Origin of the sequence: Actinokineospora enzanensis DSM 44649 (assembly GCF_000374445.1) — a bacterium.
Lineage (GTDB): Bacteria > Actinomycetota > Actinomycetes > Mycobacteriales > Pseudonocardiaceae > Actinokineospora > Actinokineospora enzanensis.
Window position 1 is genome coordinate 329,538 of record NZ_KB894404.1, and the last position, 16,517, is coordinate 346,054.

The following is a 16,517-nucleotide window of genomic DNA, read 5'->3' on the forward strand; positions in this document are numbered from 1 at the left end:
GCTGTGCCTTCCAGGGCGGTGTTCCCTCTAGGGCTGTGTCCCTCTAGGGCTGTGTCCGTCTAAGGCTGTGTTCGTCTAGGGCTGTGTCCGTCTAGGGAAAAGCGCAGTCCGGATGGGCGAGGCTGGGGTCGGAAGGCTGTCGCCCCGTGTCGGTCGACGGACATCCCCGGCATCTCACCGAGAGGTTGACATCCTGATGTCGAACGAGGACAAGCTCCGGGAGTACCTCAAGCGGGCGATCGCGGAACTGCACGAGGCCCGGCAGCAGCTGCGCGACCTGGCCGACGACAGTCGTCAGCCGATCGCGATTGTGGGCATGGCCTGCCGCCTGCCGGGCGGCGTGCGGTCCCCGGAGGAGCTGTGGGAGCTGGCCTTCGACGGGGTGGACGCGATCTCGACCTTCCCGGACAACCGGGGCTGGGACCTCGACGGCCTCTACGACCCGGACCCCACCCGCCAGGGCACCACCTACTCGCGCGAGGGCGGGTTCCTGCACGACGCGGGCGAGTTCGACGCGGGCTTCTTCGGGATCTCGCCGCGTGAGGCGTTGGCGATGGACCCGCAGCAGCGGCTGTTGCTGGAGACGTCGTGGGAGGCGTTCGAGCGGGCCGGGATCGACCCGCGCGGCCTGACCGGCACGCCGACCGGCGTGTTCGTCGGCACCGGCCACGGCGGCTACGACGACGAGTCCGGCGCGCACCGCGACGAGGTGGCCGGGCACCTGCTCACCGGCAACACGGTCAGCGTCGCGTCCGGCCGGATCTCGTTCACCTTCGGGCTGGAGGGCCCGGCGGTCACCGTGGACACGGCGTGCTCGTCCTCCCTGGTGGCCCTGCATCTCGCCGTGCGGTCGCTGCGCGCGGGGGAGTGCTCGCTGGCGCTGGCCGGTGGCGTGACCGTGATGTCCACGCCCAGGATGTTCGTCGAGTTCTCGCGGCAGCGCGGTCTGGCGCCGGACGGCCGGTGCAAGTCGTTCGCGGCCTCGGCCGACGGTACCGGGTGGAGTGAGGGCGCCGGGATCCTGCTGGTGGAACGGTTGTCGGACGCGGTGCGGCGCGGCCACCGGGTGCTGGCGGTGATCCGGGGCAGCGCGGTCAACCAGGACGGTGCGTCGAACGGCCTGACCGCGCCGAACGGCCCGTCCCAGCAACGCGTGATCCGCCAGGCCCTTGCCGATGCCGGTTTGTCCACTTCGGATATCGACGTGATCGAGGCGCACGGCACCGGCACCACGCTGGGCGACCCGATCGAGGCCCAGGCCCTGCTGGCCACCTACGGCCAGGACCGGGAACGCCCGCTGCTGCTGGGTTCCCTGAAGTCGAACATCGGCCACACCCAGGCCGCCGCAGGCGTCGCGGGCATCATCAAGATGGTGCTCGCCCTGCGGCACGGGGTGCTGCCCAAGACGTTGCATGTGGACGAGCCCACGCCGCACGTGGACTGGTCGGCGGGCGCCGCGAAGCTGTTGACCGACGCCGAACCCTGGCCCAGGCGGGACGAGCCGCGTCGCGCCGCCGTGTCCTCGTTCGGGGTCAGCGGCACCAACGCCCATGTCGTGCTTGAGGAAGCGCCGCAGGTGTCGGCCCGGCGGGAGCCGGTGCCCGGACTCGTCGAGCTGCCCTGGGTGTTGTCCGCGCGCAGCCGAGAGGCACTGGTCGATCAGGCAGGCCGGTTGGCCGCGTTCGTGCGCGAGTCGGACGGGCTGGACCTCGGCGATGCCGCGTATTCGTTGGTGGCCGGTCGATCGGCGATGGAACATCGCGCCGCCGTCGTGGCGGGCGACCGTGCCGAACTGCTGGCCGGACTCGACGCGTTGAGCGCGGGCCAGGCCCATCCGGGTGTCGTCGAAGGGGTGGCCGAGTCCACCGGCGACGCGGTGTTCGTGTTCCCCGGTCAGGGTTCCCAGTGGGTCGGGATGGCGGCGGAGCTGATGGCGGCCTCGCCGGTGTTCGCCGAGCACATGCACGCGTGCGCCGATGCCATCTCGAACCATGTGGACTGGTCGTTACTGGACATCCTGAAGTCCGACAACGGCACAGCGGACACAGTAGGCGCCGCCGCGCTGGAGCGGGTGGACGTGGTGCAGCCCGCCCTGTTCGCGATGATGGTGTCGCTGGCCGAGATGTGGCGCGCGCACGGCGTGCACCCGGCGGCGGTGATCGGGCATTCGCAGGGTGAGATCGCGGCGGCCTGCGTCACCGGCGCGCTGTCCCTGGACGACGCGGCCCGCGTGGTCGCGCTGCGCAGCAAGGCGATGACCCGCCTGGGCGGTCGGGGCGGCATGGCCTCGGTCGCGCTGACCGTGGACGAGGTCCGGCGGCGCCTGGACGAGCACGGCCGGGGACTGACCCTGGCGGTGATCAACGGCCCCACCTCGGTGGTCGTGTCCGGCGACGCGGAGGTGCTGGACGACTTCCTCGCCCACTGCGAGCGGGACCAGGTACGGGTGCGGCGGATCCAGGCCGACTTCGCGTCCCATTCCGCCGTGATGGCGGAACTCCGCGACGAACTGCTCACCCTGCTCGCGTCGATCAAGCCGCGTTCGGTGGACATCCCGTTCTACTCGGCCGTCACCGGCGCGCGGATCGACACCGCCGAACTGGACGCCGAGTACTGGTACCGCAACCTGCGTGACACCGTGCTGTTCGAGCAGGCCACCAGGACGCTGCTCGACGCGGGCTACCGGGCGCTGATCGAGATCAGCCCGCACCCGGTGGTGACCGCGCCGATCCGGGAGACCATCGAGGCCGCAGGCGTCGCCGCATCGATCACCCCCACGCTGCGCCGCGCGGAGGGTGGCCCGCACCGGTTCCGTCTGTCCCTCGCTGCGGTCTGGGCCCAGGGCACCTCGGTCGACTGGGACACCCATGTCACCGCCGCGCCGCACATGCCCGACCTGCCCACCTACCCGTTCCAGCGTCAGCACTACTGGCTCACCCCGCAGGCCGCGCCGGACGGGACGTCCGCCGCCGATCCGGTGGGCGCGGGCTTCTGGTCGGCGGTCGAACGCGAAGACCTGCCCGCCCTGTCCTCGGCCCTGGACCTGGACGGCACCGCCGAGACCTCGCTGAGCGACGTGCTGCCCGCCCTGTCGTCCTGGCTGCGCCGCCGGACAACCCGGTCCGCCGTCGACACCTGGCGCTACCGGGCCCGCTGGTCCGCCCTGACCGACCTGCCTTCGACCACGACCGACCGCGTGCTGGTCCTCGTGCCCGACCACACCGACGACTGGATCACCGATCTGCTGACCGCCCTGGGCAGGCGTGCCTCGGTCAAGACGTTGATCGTGTCCGGTGAGGACGATCAGGCCGCGATCACCGAGCGGCTAAGGGAAGCCCTCGCCGAGCCGGTGGACAGTGTGCTGTCGCTACTCGCGCTCGACGAGCGGCTGCACCCGTCCGCGCCCTCGGTGCCGCGCGGGCTGGTCGCGACCGCGTGGGCGGCGTTGGCGACGGCGGACCTGGACGCGCGGCTGTGGTGCCTGACCCGGGGCGCCGTGTCCGTCGACCGGTTCGACCCGCCGACGAGCCTGGTGCAGGCCGAGGTGTGGGGTCTCGGCCGGGTCGCCGCACTGGAGTACCCGCTCGGCTGGGGTGGGCTGATCGATCTTCCCGCCGCGATCGACCGGAGGACGGTGTCCCGGCTGCTCGACGTGGTGGCCGCCGGTCGCGAGGACCAGGTGGCCGTCCGTCCGTCCGGTGTGTTCACCCGACGCCTGGTCCGCGCCTCCGCAGGCGAAGGCGAACGCGAGGACACCTGGTCGACGCACGGCACCGTGCTCGTGACCGGCGGCACCGGCGCGCTCGGCGCCCGGGTGGCCCGCTGGCTGGCGGGCGCGGGCGCCGAACACCTCGTGCTGATCAGCCGACGCGGCGCGGACGCACCGGGCGCCGCCGAGCTGACGGCCGAGCTCACCGCGCTGGGCGCCCGCGTGACCATGGCCGCGTGCGACGCCGCCGACCGGGACGCGTTGGCCGGTCTGCTCGCGCGGATCCCCGCTGACCTGCCGCTCACCGGGGTCGTGCACGCCGCCGGTGTGCTGGACGACGGCGTGCTGGATTCCGTTACCCTGGAACAGTTCCAGGCCGCCCTCCGGCCCAAGGTCGACGTCGCGGCCAACCTGCACGAGCTCACCCGCGACCACGACCTGTCCATGTTCGTGCTGTTCTCCTCGATCGTCGGCGCCCTGGGCAACGCGGGCCAGGCCGGTTACGCCGCCGCGAACGCCTACCTCGACGCCCTGGCCGAGCGGCGCCAGGCCGACGGCCTGCCCGCCACCTCCGTCGCGTGGGGACCGTGGGCGGGCGGCGGCATGTCGACCGAGGTGGCGCAGGGCGGCCGCATGCGCCGCGACGGCCTCCGCCCGATGGCCCCCGACCTGGCCATCGCCGCACTGGAACGGTCGGTGGTCGAGGGCACCAACGCCGTCGTCCTCGATGCCGACTGGGCTCGGCACGCCCCCGCGCGGACCGGCGCCCGACCCAACCCGCTGATCGAGGACATCCCCGAGGCCCGCGCCGCCCTGGCCGCCGAACCGGTCGCGGGCGGCCTGCGCGGACAGCTCGCCGGGCTGGCGCCGAACGAGCGCGAGCGCCTGCTGACCGACCTGGTGCGCGGCGAGGTCGCGCGTGCCCTCGGGCACGCCTCGCCTGCGGCGGTCGACGTGCGGCGGGCGTTCCGGGACATGGGCTTCGACTCGCTGACCTCGGTCGAGGTCCGCAACCGGCTCACCGTCGCGACCGGCGTCCGGCTGCCTTCGACGCTGCTGTTCGACTACCCGTCCACGGTCGCGGTGGTCGACTACCTGCGGGACGAGCTGGTGGGTGCCGTCGAGCAGCCCGCCCCGAGCACGCCCGCGCCGGTGGTCGTGACCGATGAGCCGATCGCGATCGTGAGCATGGCCTGCCGGTTCCCCGGCGGCGTGCGGTCCCCGGACGACCTGTGGGACCTGGTCGACGGCGGTCTCGACGTGATCTCGCGGCTGCCGGTGAACCGGGGCTGGGACGTCGCGAGCCTCTACGACCCGGACCCCGAACGCCAGGGCACCTCATACGTCCAGGAGGGCGGGTTCATCCACGAGGCCGGGGAGTTCGACCCCGGGTTCTTCGGGATCTCCCCGCGCGAGGCGCTGGCGATGGACCCGCAGCAGCGGCTGCTGCTGGAGACCTCGTGGGAGGCGTTCGAGCGGGCCGGGATCGACCCGGAATCGTTGCGCGGCAGCGAGACCGGCGTGTTCGTCGGCGCCATCACGCAGGACTACCAGGTCACCCTGGGCGGCGCCCCCGAGCAGCTCGCGGGCCACCTGATGACCGGCAACGCGGGCAGCATCATGTCCGGCCGCATCTCCTACACCTACGGCCTCGAAGGCCCGGCGGTGACCATGGACACCGGCTGCTCGTCGTCGCTGGTGGCGGTGCACCTGGCCGTGCGGTCGCTGCGCTCGGGGGAGTGCTCGCTGGCCCTGGCGGGCGGCGTGACCGTGATGTCCACACCGGAATCCTTCGTCGAGTTCTCCCGCCAGCGCGGTCTCTCGCGGGACGGTCGGTGCAAGGCGTTCGACGCGTCCGCCGACGGCATGGCCTTCGCCGAGGGCGTCGGGTGGCTGCTGGTGGAGCGGCTGTCGGACGCGGTGCGGCGGGGCCACCCGGTGCTCGCGGTGATCCGTGGCTCGGCGATCAACCAGGACGGCGCCTCCAACGGCCTCACCGCGCCGAACGGCCCGTCCCAGCAGCGGGTGATCCGCCAGGCCCTTGCCGACGCCGGACTGTCCACAACGGATATCGACGCGGTGGAGGCGCACGGGACCGGGACGCCCCTGGGCGACCCGATCGAGGCGCAGGCCATCCTCGCCACCTACGGCCAGGACCGTGATCGCCCGCTGCTGCTGGGATCGGTCAAGTCCAATCTCGGGCACACCCAGGCTGCGGCAGGTGTCGCGGGTGTGATGAAGATGGTGCTGGCGATGCGGCACGGCGTGCTGCCCAAGACCCTGCACGTCAGCACGCCCACCCCGCACGTGGACTGGTCGGCGGGCGAGGTCGCGCTGGTGACCGAGCCGTCGCCGTGGCCGGAGACCGGGCAGCCACGTCGCGCCGGTATCTCCTCGTTCGGCATCAGCGGCACCAACGCCCACCTGGTCATGGAGGAACCGCCCGCCCGGGTCGACGAACCCGTGGCACCGTCGGACACCCGGGCCGGGCTCGTCGCGGCGCCGTGGGTGCTGTCGGGCCGGAACCGGCAGGCACTGGCCGAGCAGGCCGCTCGCCTGGCCGCGTTCGTGCGCGGGTCGGGCCCGGACCCGCGCGACGTGGCGTACTCGCTGGTGACCGGCCGTTCGGCGATGGCGCACCGCGCGGCCGTCGTGGCAGACGATCCGGCGGAGCTGTTGGCGGGCCTGGACGCGGTGGCGACCGGTGATGTGCACCCGAGCGTGGTGGAGGGTGTCGCCGAGGGCGCGGGCGACGCGGTGTTCGTGTTCCCCGGTCAGGGGTCGCAGTGGGTCGGGATGGCGGCGGAGCTGCTGGCGACCTCGCCGGTGTTCGCCGACCACCTGCACGCCTGCGCGGTCGCCCTGTCGTCCTATGTGGACTGGTCACTGCTGGACGTGCTGCGCGGCGCGCCCGGCGCGGCGTCGTTGGAGCGGGTGGACGTGGTCCAGCCCGCCCTGTTCGCGGTGATGGTGTCGTTGGCGGAGGTCTGGCGCGCGCATGGCGTCCGGCCCGCCGCCGTGGTGGGGCACTCACAGGGCGAGATCGCGGCGGCGTGTGTGGCCGGTGCGTTGACGCTGCCGGACGCCGCGCGCGTGGTCGCGCTGCGCAGCAAGGCGTTGGTGGCGTTGGCCGGTCGGGGCGGTATGGTCTCGGTGGCGCTGCCGGTGGACCAGGTCCGCGCGCGCTTGGACGAACGCGCCTGCGTGCTGTCGGTCGCGACGGTGAACGGGCCAGGGTCCGTGGTGGTGTCCGGCCCCTCCGAGGCGCTCGACGACTGGTTCGCCTGCTGCGAGCGGGACGGGATCCGGGTGCGGCGGATCCCGGTGGACTACGCCTCGCACTCGGTCGAGGTCGAACGCATCCAGGACGAGCTCCTCACCCTGCTGGCCCCGATCACCCCGCGCTCGGCGGACATCCCGTTCTACTCGACGGTGACCGGCGAGCCGATCGACACCGCCGACCTCGATGCCGAGTACTGGTACCGCAACCTCCGCCGGACCGTCGAGTTCGAACAGGCCACGCGGGCGCTGCTCGCGGCCGGGTACCGGTCGTTGATCGAGGTCAGCCCGCACCCGGTGGTCGCCACCGCGATCCAGGAGACCATCGAGGACAGCGGCGTCCCCGCCGCGATCACCCCGACCCTGCGCCGCGACGAGGGCGGCCTGGACCGGTTCCGGCTCGCCGCCGCCACGGCCTGGGTCAACGGCACCGGCGTCGCCTGGGCGGCCGGGTTCGCCGACACCGACGCCCGACTCGTCGACCTGCCCACCTACGCGTTCCAGCGGCAGCACTACTGGTTCCACGGCGCGGGCTCCGCCAGGCAGGTGGCCTCCGCCGGTCTCGACTCGCTGGACCACCCGCTGCTCGGCGCGGCCGTGCCGCTGGCGCGCGGTGACGAGCTGGTCGTCACGGCCCGCTGGTCGCTGCGGTCCCACCCGTGGCTGGCCGACCACGCGGTGTCCGGAGTGGTCCTGGTCCCGGGCGCGGCCCTGGTCGAGGCGGCCATCCGGGTCGGGGACGAGGTCGGCTGCGGTCGGTTGGTGGAGCTCACCCTCCAGGCCCCGGTCGTTCTGCCGGAGCGTGACGAACTTCAGGTCCAGTTCGTCGTCGGCGCGGCCGAGTCCGGCCACCGTCCGCTGACCATTCACACGCGACCCGCAGGCCCGGACTCGCGGTGGACCCAGCACGCCGTCGGCACGCTCGGCCCAGCCCCCGCCGCCGCGCCCGACACCCTGACCACCTGGCCGCCCACCGCCGAATCGGTCTCGACGGACGACTTCCACGCGCTGCTCGCCGAGCGGGGCTACGAGTTCGGGCCCGCCTTCCGGGGCACCCGCGCGGCCTGGCGGCGGGGCGACGAGGTCTTCGCCGAGGTCGTGCTGCCCGACGAGGCAGGCGAGGCGGCCGGGTTCGGCCTGCACCCGGCCCTGCTCGACGCCGCGCTCCAGACCGCCAACCTCGGTCACTGGAACGGCCGGACCGCGCGCGCGGTCGCCCCCTTCTCCTGGGCCGGTGTCTCCCTGCACGCCGCAGGCGCCACCGCCGCGCGGGTCCGGGTGACCTCGATCGGCCCGGACACCATCGCCGTGCTCGTGGCCGACGAGACCGGCGCGCCGGTCGCCTCGATCGACGCCCTCACCGTCCGGCCGATCGAGTCCGGCGCCCTCGCCGCCGCCTCGCGAGCCACTCGCGACTGGCTCCTCCGCGTCGACTGGACCCCCGTACCCGCCGGTCCGGTCGCGGGCGAACACGCGGTCGTGGGCCACGATGCCGAACGCCTGGTCGCCGAGCTGACGGAAGCCGGTGTCACCGTCACCCGCAGGCCCGACCGCACCGGCCTGGTCGAGTCCCTGACCACCGACACCGCGCCCGACGCCGTCTACGTTCTCGCGACCGACTCGACCGACCCTGCCGATCTGCCGTCCACTTTGGACCAAACGCTGTCCGTGCTGCAGACCTGGCTGGCGGACGACAGGCTCACCCGGACCACGCTGGTGGTCGTCACCCGGGAGGCCGTGACCACCGATCTCGCGGGCACCGTCCGGGACCTGCCCGGCGCGTCCGTGTGGGGCCTGGTCCGCTCGGCCCAGTCGGAATACCCCGGCCGGATCGTGCTCGCGGACATCGACTCGCACTCCGCTTCCTGGCGCGCGCTGCCCGGCGTGATCGACGCGGGCGAGCCCCAGATCGCCGTGCGCCAAGGCATCGCCCACGCGCCCCGCCTGGTGCGCACCCACCGACCCGACGCCCTGACCATCCCGGACCCGGACCGGCCGTGGCGTCTGGACATCCCGGAGAAGGGCACGGTCGACAACCTCGTCCTCGTGCCCTGCCCGGAGGCGAGCGAGCCGCTGGAGCCGGGGCAGGTGCGGATCGAGGTCCGCGCGGCAGGCATCAACTTCCGTGACGTCCTCAACACCCTGGGCATGTACCCGGGCGCCGAGGGGCTGCTGCTCGGCACCGAGGCCGCCGGTGTCGTGGTCGAGACCGGACCGGGAGTGACGGGTCTCGCCGAGGGCGACCGGGTCATGGGTCTGGTGGAGTCCGGCGCGTTCGGCTCGCGGGCCGTGGCCGACGCCCGCATGCTCGTGCCGATCCCGACCGGCTGGTCCTACGTCCAGGCCGCCTCCGTCCCCGTGGTCTTCCTGACCGCCTACTACGGCCTGCACGACCTGGCCGGGCTCGCCGCCGGGGAGTCGGTCCTCGTGCACGCCGCCGCAGGCGGTGTCGGCATGGCCGCCGTGCAGCTCGCCCACCATTGGGGCGCCAAGGTGTTCGGCACCGCGAGCGAGTTCAAGCAGGAGCTGCTGCGCGCCCAGGACTGGCCCGCCGACCGGCTGGCCTCCTCCCGCACCCTCGACTTCGAGGACCGGTTCCGCGCCGCCACCGGCGGTCGGGGCGTGGACGTCGTGCTGAACTCGCTCGCGGGCGAGTTCGTGGACGCCTCGCTGCGCCTGCTGGCCCCGGGCGGCCGCCTGGTGGAGATGGGCAAGACCGACATCCGCGCGGCCGACGACGTGGCCCGCGCCCACCCCGGCGTGTCCTACCAGGCCTTCGAGGTCGCACAGGCCGGGCCCGAGCGCGTCCAGCAGATGCTCGCGGAACTGGTCGCGCTCTTCGAGCAGGGCGTGATCCGCCCGGTGCCGATCATCACCAGGGACGTGCGGCAGGCTCGGGACGCGTTCCGGCTGATGTCCCAGGCCCGGCACGTCGGCAAGATCGTGCTGACCGTGCCGCGCCGCCGGGACCCCGAGGGCACCGTGCTCATCACCGGCGGCACGGGCGAACTCGGCGGCAGGCTCGCCCGCCACCTGGTCACCGAGCACGGCACCCGCCACCTCCTGCTGACGAGCCGTAGCGGCCCGGACAGCCCCGGCGCCCGGGATCTCCACGACGAACTGACCGGACTCGGCGCGCACGTCACCATCACGGCCTGCGATGTCTCCCATCGCGCGCAGGTGGCCGACCTGATCGCCGCCATCCCCGCCGAGCACCCGCTGACCGCCGTCGTGCACGCGGCGGGCGTGCTCGACGACGGCGTGCTCGACGCCCTCACCCCCGACCGCCTGCGCACCGTGCTGGCCCCCAAGGTCGACGCCGCCCGGCACCTGCACGAGCTGACCCGGCACCTGGACCTCGCCGAGTTCGTGCTGTTCTCCGGCGGCGCAGGCGTGTTCGGCAACGCAGGCCAGGCCAACTACGCCGCCGCCAACGCCTTCCTCGACGGCTTCGCCACCCATCTGCGCGCCACCGGCCATCCCGCGACCGCGCTGGCCTGGGGCCTGTGGGCGGATGCCAGCGCGATGACCGGGCATCTTGACGACACCGACCTGGCCAAGATGCGCCGCTCCGGCGTCCTCCCGCTCGCGGCCGCCGACGGCCTGGCCCTGTTCGACGCCGCCCTCGCCACCGGCGAACCGTTCCTGGTGCCCCTGCGCCTGGACACCGCCCAACTGCGCTCGCACGACCCCGCCGAGATCCCGGCACTGCTGCGCGCCCTGCATCGCGGCCCTGCCCGCCGGGTGGTCGACCGCGCCGCAGGCGACTCCGGCGGCGTGCGGGCCCGGCTGGTCGGTCTTGCCGCCGAGGAACGCCGAACCGCCCTGCTCGACCTGGTCAGCTCCTACGCCGCCGCCGTGCTCGGCCACTCCGGCACCGACCAGGTGCGCCCGGACCGGGCCTTCCGCGAACTCGGGTTCGACTCGCTGACCGCCGTCGAGATCCGCAACCGTCTCAACACCGTCACCGGCCTGCGCCTGCCCGCCTCCCTCGTCTTCGACTACCCCAACCCGGCCGCCCTCGCCGACCACCTCGCGGGTCGGCTTGGGGATGGCACCCCGCACACCCCGGTGCTCGCCACACCGTCCACATCGGACGAACCGATCGCGATCGTGGGGATGGCGTGCCGGTTCCCGGGCGGCGTGCGGTCGCCGGAAGACCTGTGGGAGCTGCTGTCCACCGGGTCCGACGCCATCGGCGCGTTCCCGGCCGACCGGGACTGGGACGTCGACGGCATGTTCGACGGACTGCCGGACGACCCGGGTGTCTCCCGTACCCGCGAGGGCGGGTTTCTGGCAGGCGTGGCCGAGTTCGACGCGGACTTCTTCGGCATCGGCCCGCGCGAGGCCGTGGCTATGGACCCGCAGCAGCGGTTGCTCCTGGAAGTGGCCTGGGAGGTGTTCGAGCGGGCCGGGATCGACCCGAAGTCCGTGCGCGGCAGCCGAACCGGCGTGTTCGCGGGCCTCTCGCTGAGCGACTACCTGTCGCGCGTGGGGGAGATCCCGGACGAGCTCGCCGGGTTCATCAGCAACGGCAACGCGGTCAGTGTCGTGTCCGGGCGCGTGGCGTATGCGCTGGGGCTGGAGGGGCCTGCGGTCACTGTGGACACAGCGTGCTCGTCGTCCTTGGTGGCGCTGCACCTCGCCATGCAGTCATTGCGGCAGGGGGAGTGCTCGCTCGCGTTGGCCGGTGGCGTGACGGTCATGTCCTCCCCGACGATCTTCGTCGACTTCTCCCGCCAGCGCGGCCTCGCCGCCGACGGCCGGTGCAAGGCGTTCTCCTCGTCCGCCGACGGCACCGGCTTCGCCGAGGGTGTCGGTCTGGTGCTGGTCGAGCGCCTGTCCGACGCGCGGCGCAACGGGCACCGGGTGCTCGCCGTGGTGCGCGGCTCGGCCATGAACCAGGACGGCGCGTCCAACGGCCTGACCTCGCCCAACGGTCCCTCGCAGCAGCGGGTGATCCGCCAGGCCCTGGCCAACGCCGGGGTCGCCGCGCACGAGGTCGACGCCGTGGAGGCGCACGGCACCGGCACCCGGCTGGGCGACCCGATCGAGGCCCAGGCCCTGCTCGCCACCTACGGCCAGGACCGCGACCGGCCGCTGCTGCTCGGCTCGGTGAAGTCCAACCTCGGCCACACCCAGGCCGCCTCGGGCGTCGCCGGGGTCATGAAGACCGTGCTGGCGTTGCGGCACGGCGTGCTGCCCAAGAGCCTGCACGTCGACGAGACCACCCCGCACGTCGACTGGTCCGCAGGCGCGGTCAGCGTGCTCGCCGAGGCGGCGCCCTGGCCGGAGACCGGGCGGCCGCGCCGGGCCGGTGTGTCGTCGTTCGGCATCAGCGGCACCAACGTGCACGTGATCATCGAACAGGGACCGGACGACCCCGGACCCGCGCGTCCGGACGACGAGTCGCGGGTCGTGCCGTGGGTGTTGTCCGCCCGGACGGAGCGCGGCCTGCGCGGACAGGCGCGGGCCCTGCTCGCGCACCTCGATGACAGGCCGGATCTCCCCTTGGTCGACGCCGCGTCGTCGCTGATCACCACCCGCGCCACGCTTGAGCGGCGCGCGGTCGTGATCGGCGCGACCGGTGACGAACTGCGGACGGCCCTGCGCGCGTTGGCGGACGGACAGCCCGCGACCGGTGTGGTGCACGGGGATTCCGCTGTCGGCCGGGACCGCAAGGTCGTCATGGTGTTCCCGGGCCAGGGCTCGCAGTGGGCGGGCATGGGCGTCGACCTCCTGGCGACCTCGCCCGCCTTCGCCGAGCGGATCATCGAGTGCGAGCAGGCCCTGGCGCCGCACGTCGGGTGGTCGTTGCGCGACGTGCTGCACGGCGTCGCAGGCGCGCCATCACTGGAGCTGGTGGACGTGGCGCAGCCCGTGCTGTGGGCGGTCATGGTGTCGTTGGCCGAGGTCTGGCGGGCACATGGCGTCGAACCGGCCGCCGTGGTCGGCCACTCCCAGGGCGAGATCGCGGCGGCCTGTGTGTCCGGCGCCCTCTCGCTGACCGACGCGGCCAGGGTGGTGGCCCTGCGCGCCGCCGCCATCGCCCGCGAACTGGCGGGCCACGGCGGCATGGCCTCGGTGGCGGCGGGCCGGGACGACGTCGTCGCGCGGATGGCGCCGTGGGGCGACCGGCTGTCGGTCGCGGCGAGCAACGGGCCGTCCACAGTGGTCATCTCGGGCGAGCTGTCCGCAGTGGACGAGTTCGCGACCGCCTGCGCCGCAGACGGTGTCCGGGTCAAGAAGATCCCGGTCGACTACGCCTCCCACTCGGCCCAGGTCGAGCGCCTGCACGACACCCTCCTCGCCGAACTGGCCGACCTGCGGCCACGCGCGAGCCGGATCCCGTTCTTCTCCACGGTCATCGGCGACTGGATCACCACCACCGAACTGGACGCCGAGTACTGGTACCGGAACCTGCGTCGCCCGGTCCGGTTCGAGGAGGCCGTGCGGACCCTGGTCGGCGAGGGCTTCGACGCGTTCGTCGAGTCCAGCCCGCACCCCGTGCTGACCATGGGCGTCGAGGACACCATCCAGGACGTCGAGGCCCACGCGGTCGCCATCGGCTCCCTGCGCCGCGACGACGGCGGCCCGGCGCGCGTGCTGACCGCGCTCGCCGAGGCCCACGTGCACGGCATCGCCGTCGACTGGCGGGCCACCGTGTCCGGCGGCAGGCCTGTCGACCTGCCCACCTACGCCTTCCAACGCGAACGGTTCTGGCTGCGCCCGGCCGCCGCCGTGGCCGACGCGGTCGGCCTGGGCAGTGTCGTCACCATCGCCGACGGCGGCGGGGTCGTGCTCACCGGCAAGATCGACGCCCGGACCTGGCCTGCCGGATACCGGGTGCGGGACGCCGTGATCCTCCCCGGCACCGCGCTGCTGGAGTGGGCGCTGCGCGCAGGCGACGAGATCGGCTGCCCGGTACTGCGCGACCTCACCGAACACGCCCCGCTCGTCCTGCCCGAGGGCGACGCCATCGAGGTCCAGGTGGTCGTCGGCCCGGAGTCCGCCGACTCCCGACTCATCACCATCCACGCCAGGCCCCTCGGTGACACCTGGACCCGGCACGCCACGGGCACGCTCACGACCCGGCGCCCGGCCGACCCGGACCGGCTCACCTGGCCCCCGGCGGACGCCGAACCCCTGGACGTCGAGGCCCGGTATGTCGAGTTCGACGAGCACGGCATCGACCACGGCCCGCTGTTCCGGACGATCCGCGCGGTGTGGCGGCGGGGCGCGGAGGTGTTCGCCGAGGTCGAACTGACCGGCGACGCACTGGCCGACGCCCCCGGACGCCACCTGCACCCGGCCCTCCTCCAGGCGCTTCTCTCCTCGGGCCCGATCGGCGACGAGCCCGGCCTGCCGGACACGTGGCACGAGGTGTCCCTGTTCGCGACGGGCGCGTCCCTGCTCCGCGTGCGCCTGACCCCGGCGGACGACGGCGCGGTCTCGGTGGTCGCGGTGGACGGCACGGGCGCACCGGTGATCACCATCGGCTCGGTGACCAGGCGACCCGTCCCGGCCGGACAGTTCCTGTCCGCTGCCCGCTCGGACCTGCTGTTCGAGCTCTCGTGGACCCCGTTGCCCGGTGTCGGCGCACATCACCCCTCGGGAACCTGGGCCGTCATCGGCGACACCCGACTCGCGACACCCGACTCGCACACGTTCGACGACCTGTCCGCGATCGACCCCGTCCCGGACTTCGTCGTGCTGTCCGGCACCGGTCCGAACGCGCATGAGTCCACTCTGGACACATTGTGCGCCGTACAGTCCTGGCTGACCGACCCGCGATTCGCCAGGTCCCGGCTGATCGTGGTCACCGAGGGCGCGATCGACGCGGGCGAGGTATCCGGACTCTCGAACGCGGGCATCTGGGGCCTGGTCAGGTCCGCGCAGACCGAGCATCCCGGTCGCTTCCTGCTGGTCGACTGGGATGGTCACGAGTCCTCCGCCGACACCTTCCCGACCGCAGTCGCCACCGCCCTCGCCACCGACGAACCCCAGCTCGCGCTCCGCGCGGGCGAGGTGACCGTCCCGCGCCTGACCAGGTCGAACGCCACCGGCGGTGAATGGCGGGTCGGGGACGGCACCGTGCTGATCACCGGCGGCACCGGCACGCTCGGCGCCGAGGTCGCCCGACACCTCGTCACCCGCCACGGCGTCCGCGCCCTGGCCCTGATGAGCCGCCGAGGCATCGACGCCCCCGGCGCCCACGACCTGCGCGCCGAGCTGACCGGCCTGGGTGCCCAGGTCGACGTGATCGCCTGCGACGCCGCCGACCGGGACGTCCTGGCCCGCGCGCTGGACGGCATCCCGGTCCGGGCCGTCGTGCACGCGGCCGGGGTGGTCGAGGACGGCCTGCTGGAGAACCTGAACGCGGACCAGCTGGCCCGGGTGTGGCGCCCGAAGGCGGAGGCCGCCTGGAACCTGCACGAGCTCACCCACGACCTGACGGCCTTCGTCCTGTTCTCCTCCTACGCGGGCATCGGCGGCGGCCTCACCCAGGCCAACTACGCCGCCGCCAACACCTTCCTCGACGCCCTGGCCCACCACCGCCACGCGCATGGCCTGCCCGCGACCTCGCTGGCCTGGGGCTACTGGGCCAAGACCAGCGACCTCACCAGCACACTCGACCAGGTCGACGTCGCCAGGTTCGCTCGCGCGGGCCTGCTGCCCATGTCCACCGAGCAGGGCCTGGCCGCTCTCGACGCCGCGCTCGGCAGCGACAGCCCGGCGCTCGTCCCGGTCCGCCTGGACCTCCGCGCGATCAAGGCCGACGTGCCGTCCGTGCTGCGCGGCCTCGTCCGCACCACCCTGCGCCGAGCCACAGGTGCGGCAGACGTGGGGGAGGACGACCTCACGCGCAGGCTCGCCGGACTCAGCGCGGCCAAGCAGGAGACCCTGCTGCTCGACCTGGTCGCGAGCCACGTCGCCACGGTGCTCGGGCACGGCTCGCCGGAGGCCGTCGCGGTGGACCGGGGTTTCCTGGAGCTGGGCATGACCTCGCTGACCGGGGTCGAGCTGCGCAACCGGCTCGGCGTGGAGACCGGCCTGCGGCTGCCGACGACGCTGATCTTCGACCACCCGACCCCGCTCGGTCTCGCCCGGCACCTGCGCGCCGAGCTGGGCACCGAGGCGGCCGGGCACCCGGTCTTCGCCGAGCTGGCCGCGCTGGAGTCCGCCGTCTCGGTCGCGGTGGCCGAGCTGACCACGGACAACCGGTCCCGGCTGCTGACCCGCCTGCGGCAGCTGCAATGGAAGCTCGACGGTGACACCGGCGGCGGCGTCGCGCTCGACACCGACACGGACCTGCCGTCCGATCTCGTCACCTCCACCGACGACGAGATGTTCGACCTCATCGACAAGGAGCTGGGCCTGGGCTGACCGCGCCCGGTCGCCCACCGGACCTGCCCGGTGCCCGCCGGTTCCGCCACCACGGCGGCCTCTCCCCGGACAGCGACTTCGTCCCGGACAGGGACTTCTTCCAAGACAGTGACTTCTTCCAAGACAGCGAGGTTCGCGATCC

Annotated in this window: 1 protein-coding gene; it reads left to right on the forward strand. The window is 73.4% G+C overall.

The window, feature by feature from the left end:
• Positions 1–193 precede the first annotated feature (193 nt).
• Positions 194–16,375 (forward strand): type I polyketide synthase, encoded by a 16,182-nt coding sequence (locus C503_RS0103985; RefSeq protein WP_425393500.1) that lies wholly within the window; start codon positions 194–196, stop codon positions 16,373–16,375.
• Positions 16,376–16,517 lie beyond the last annotated feature (142 nt).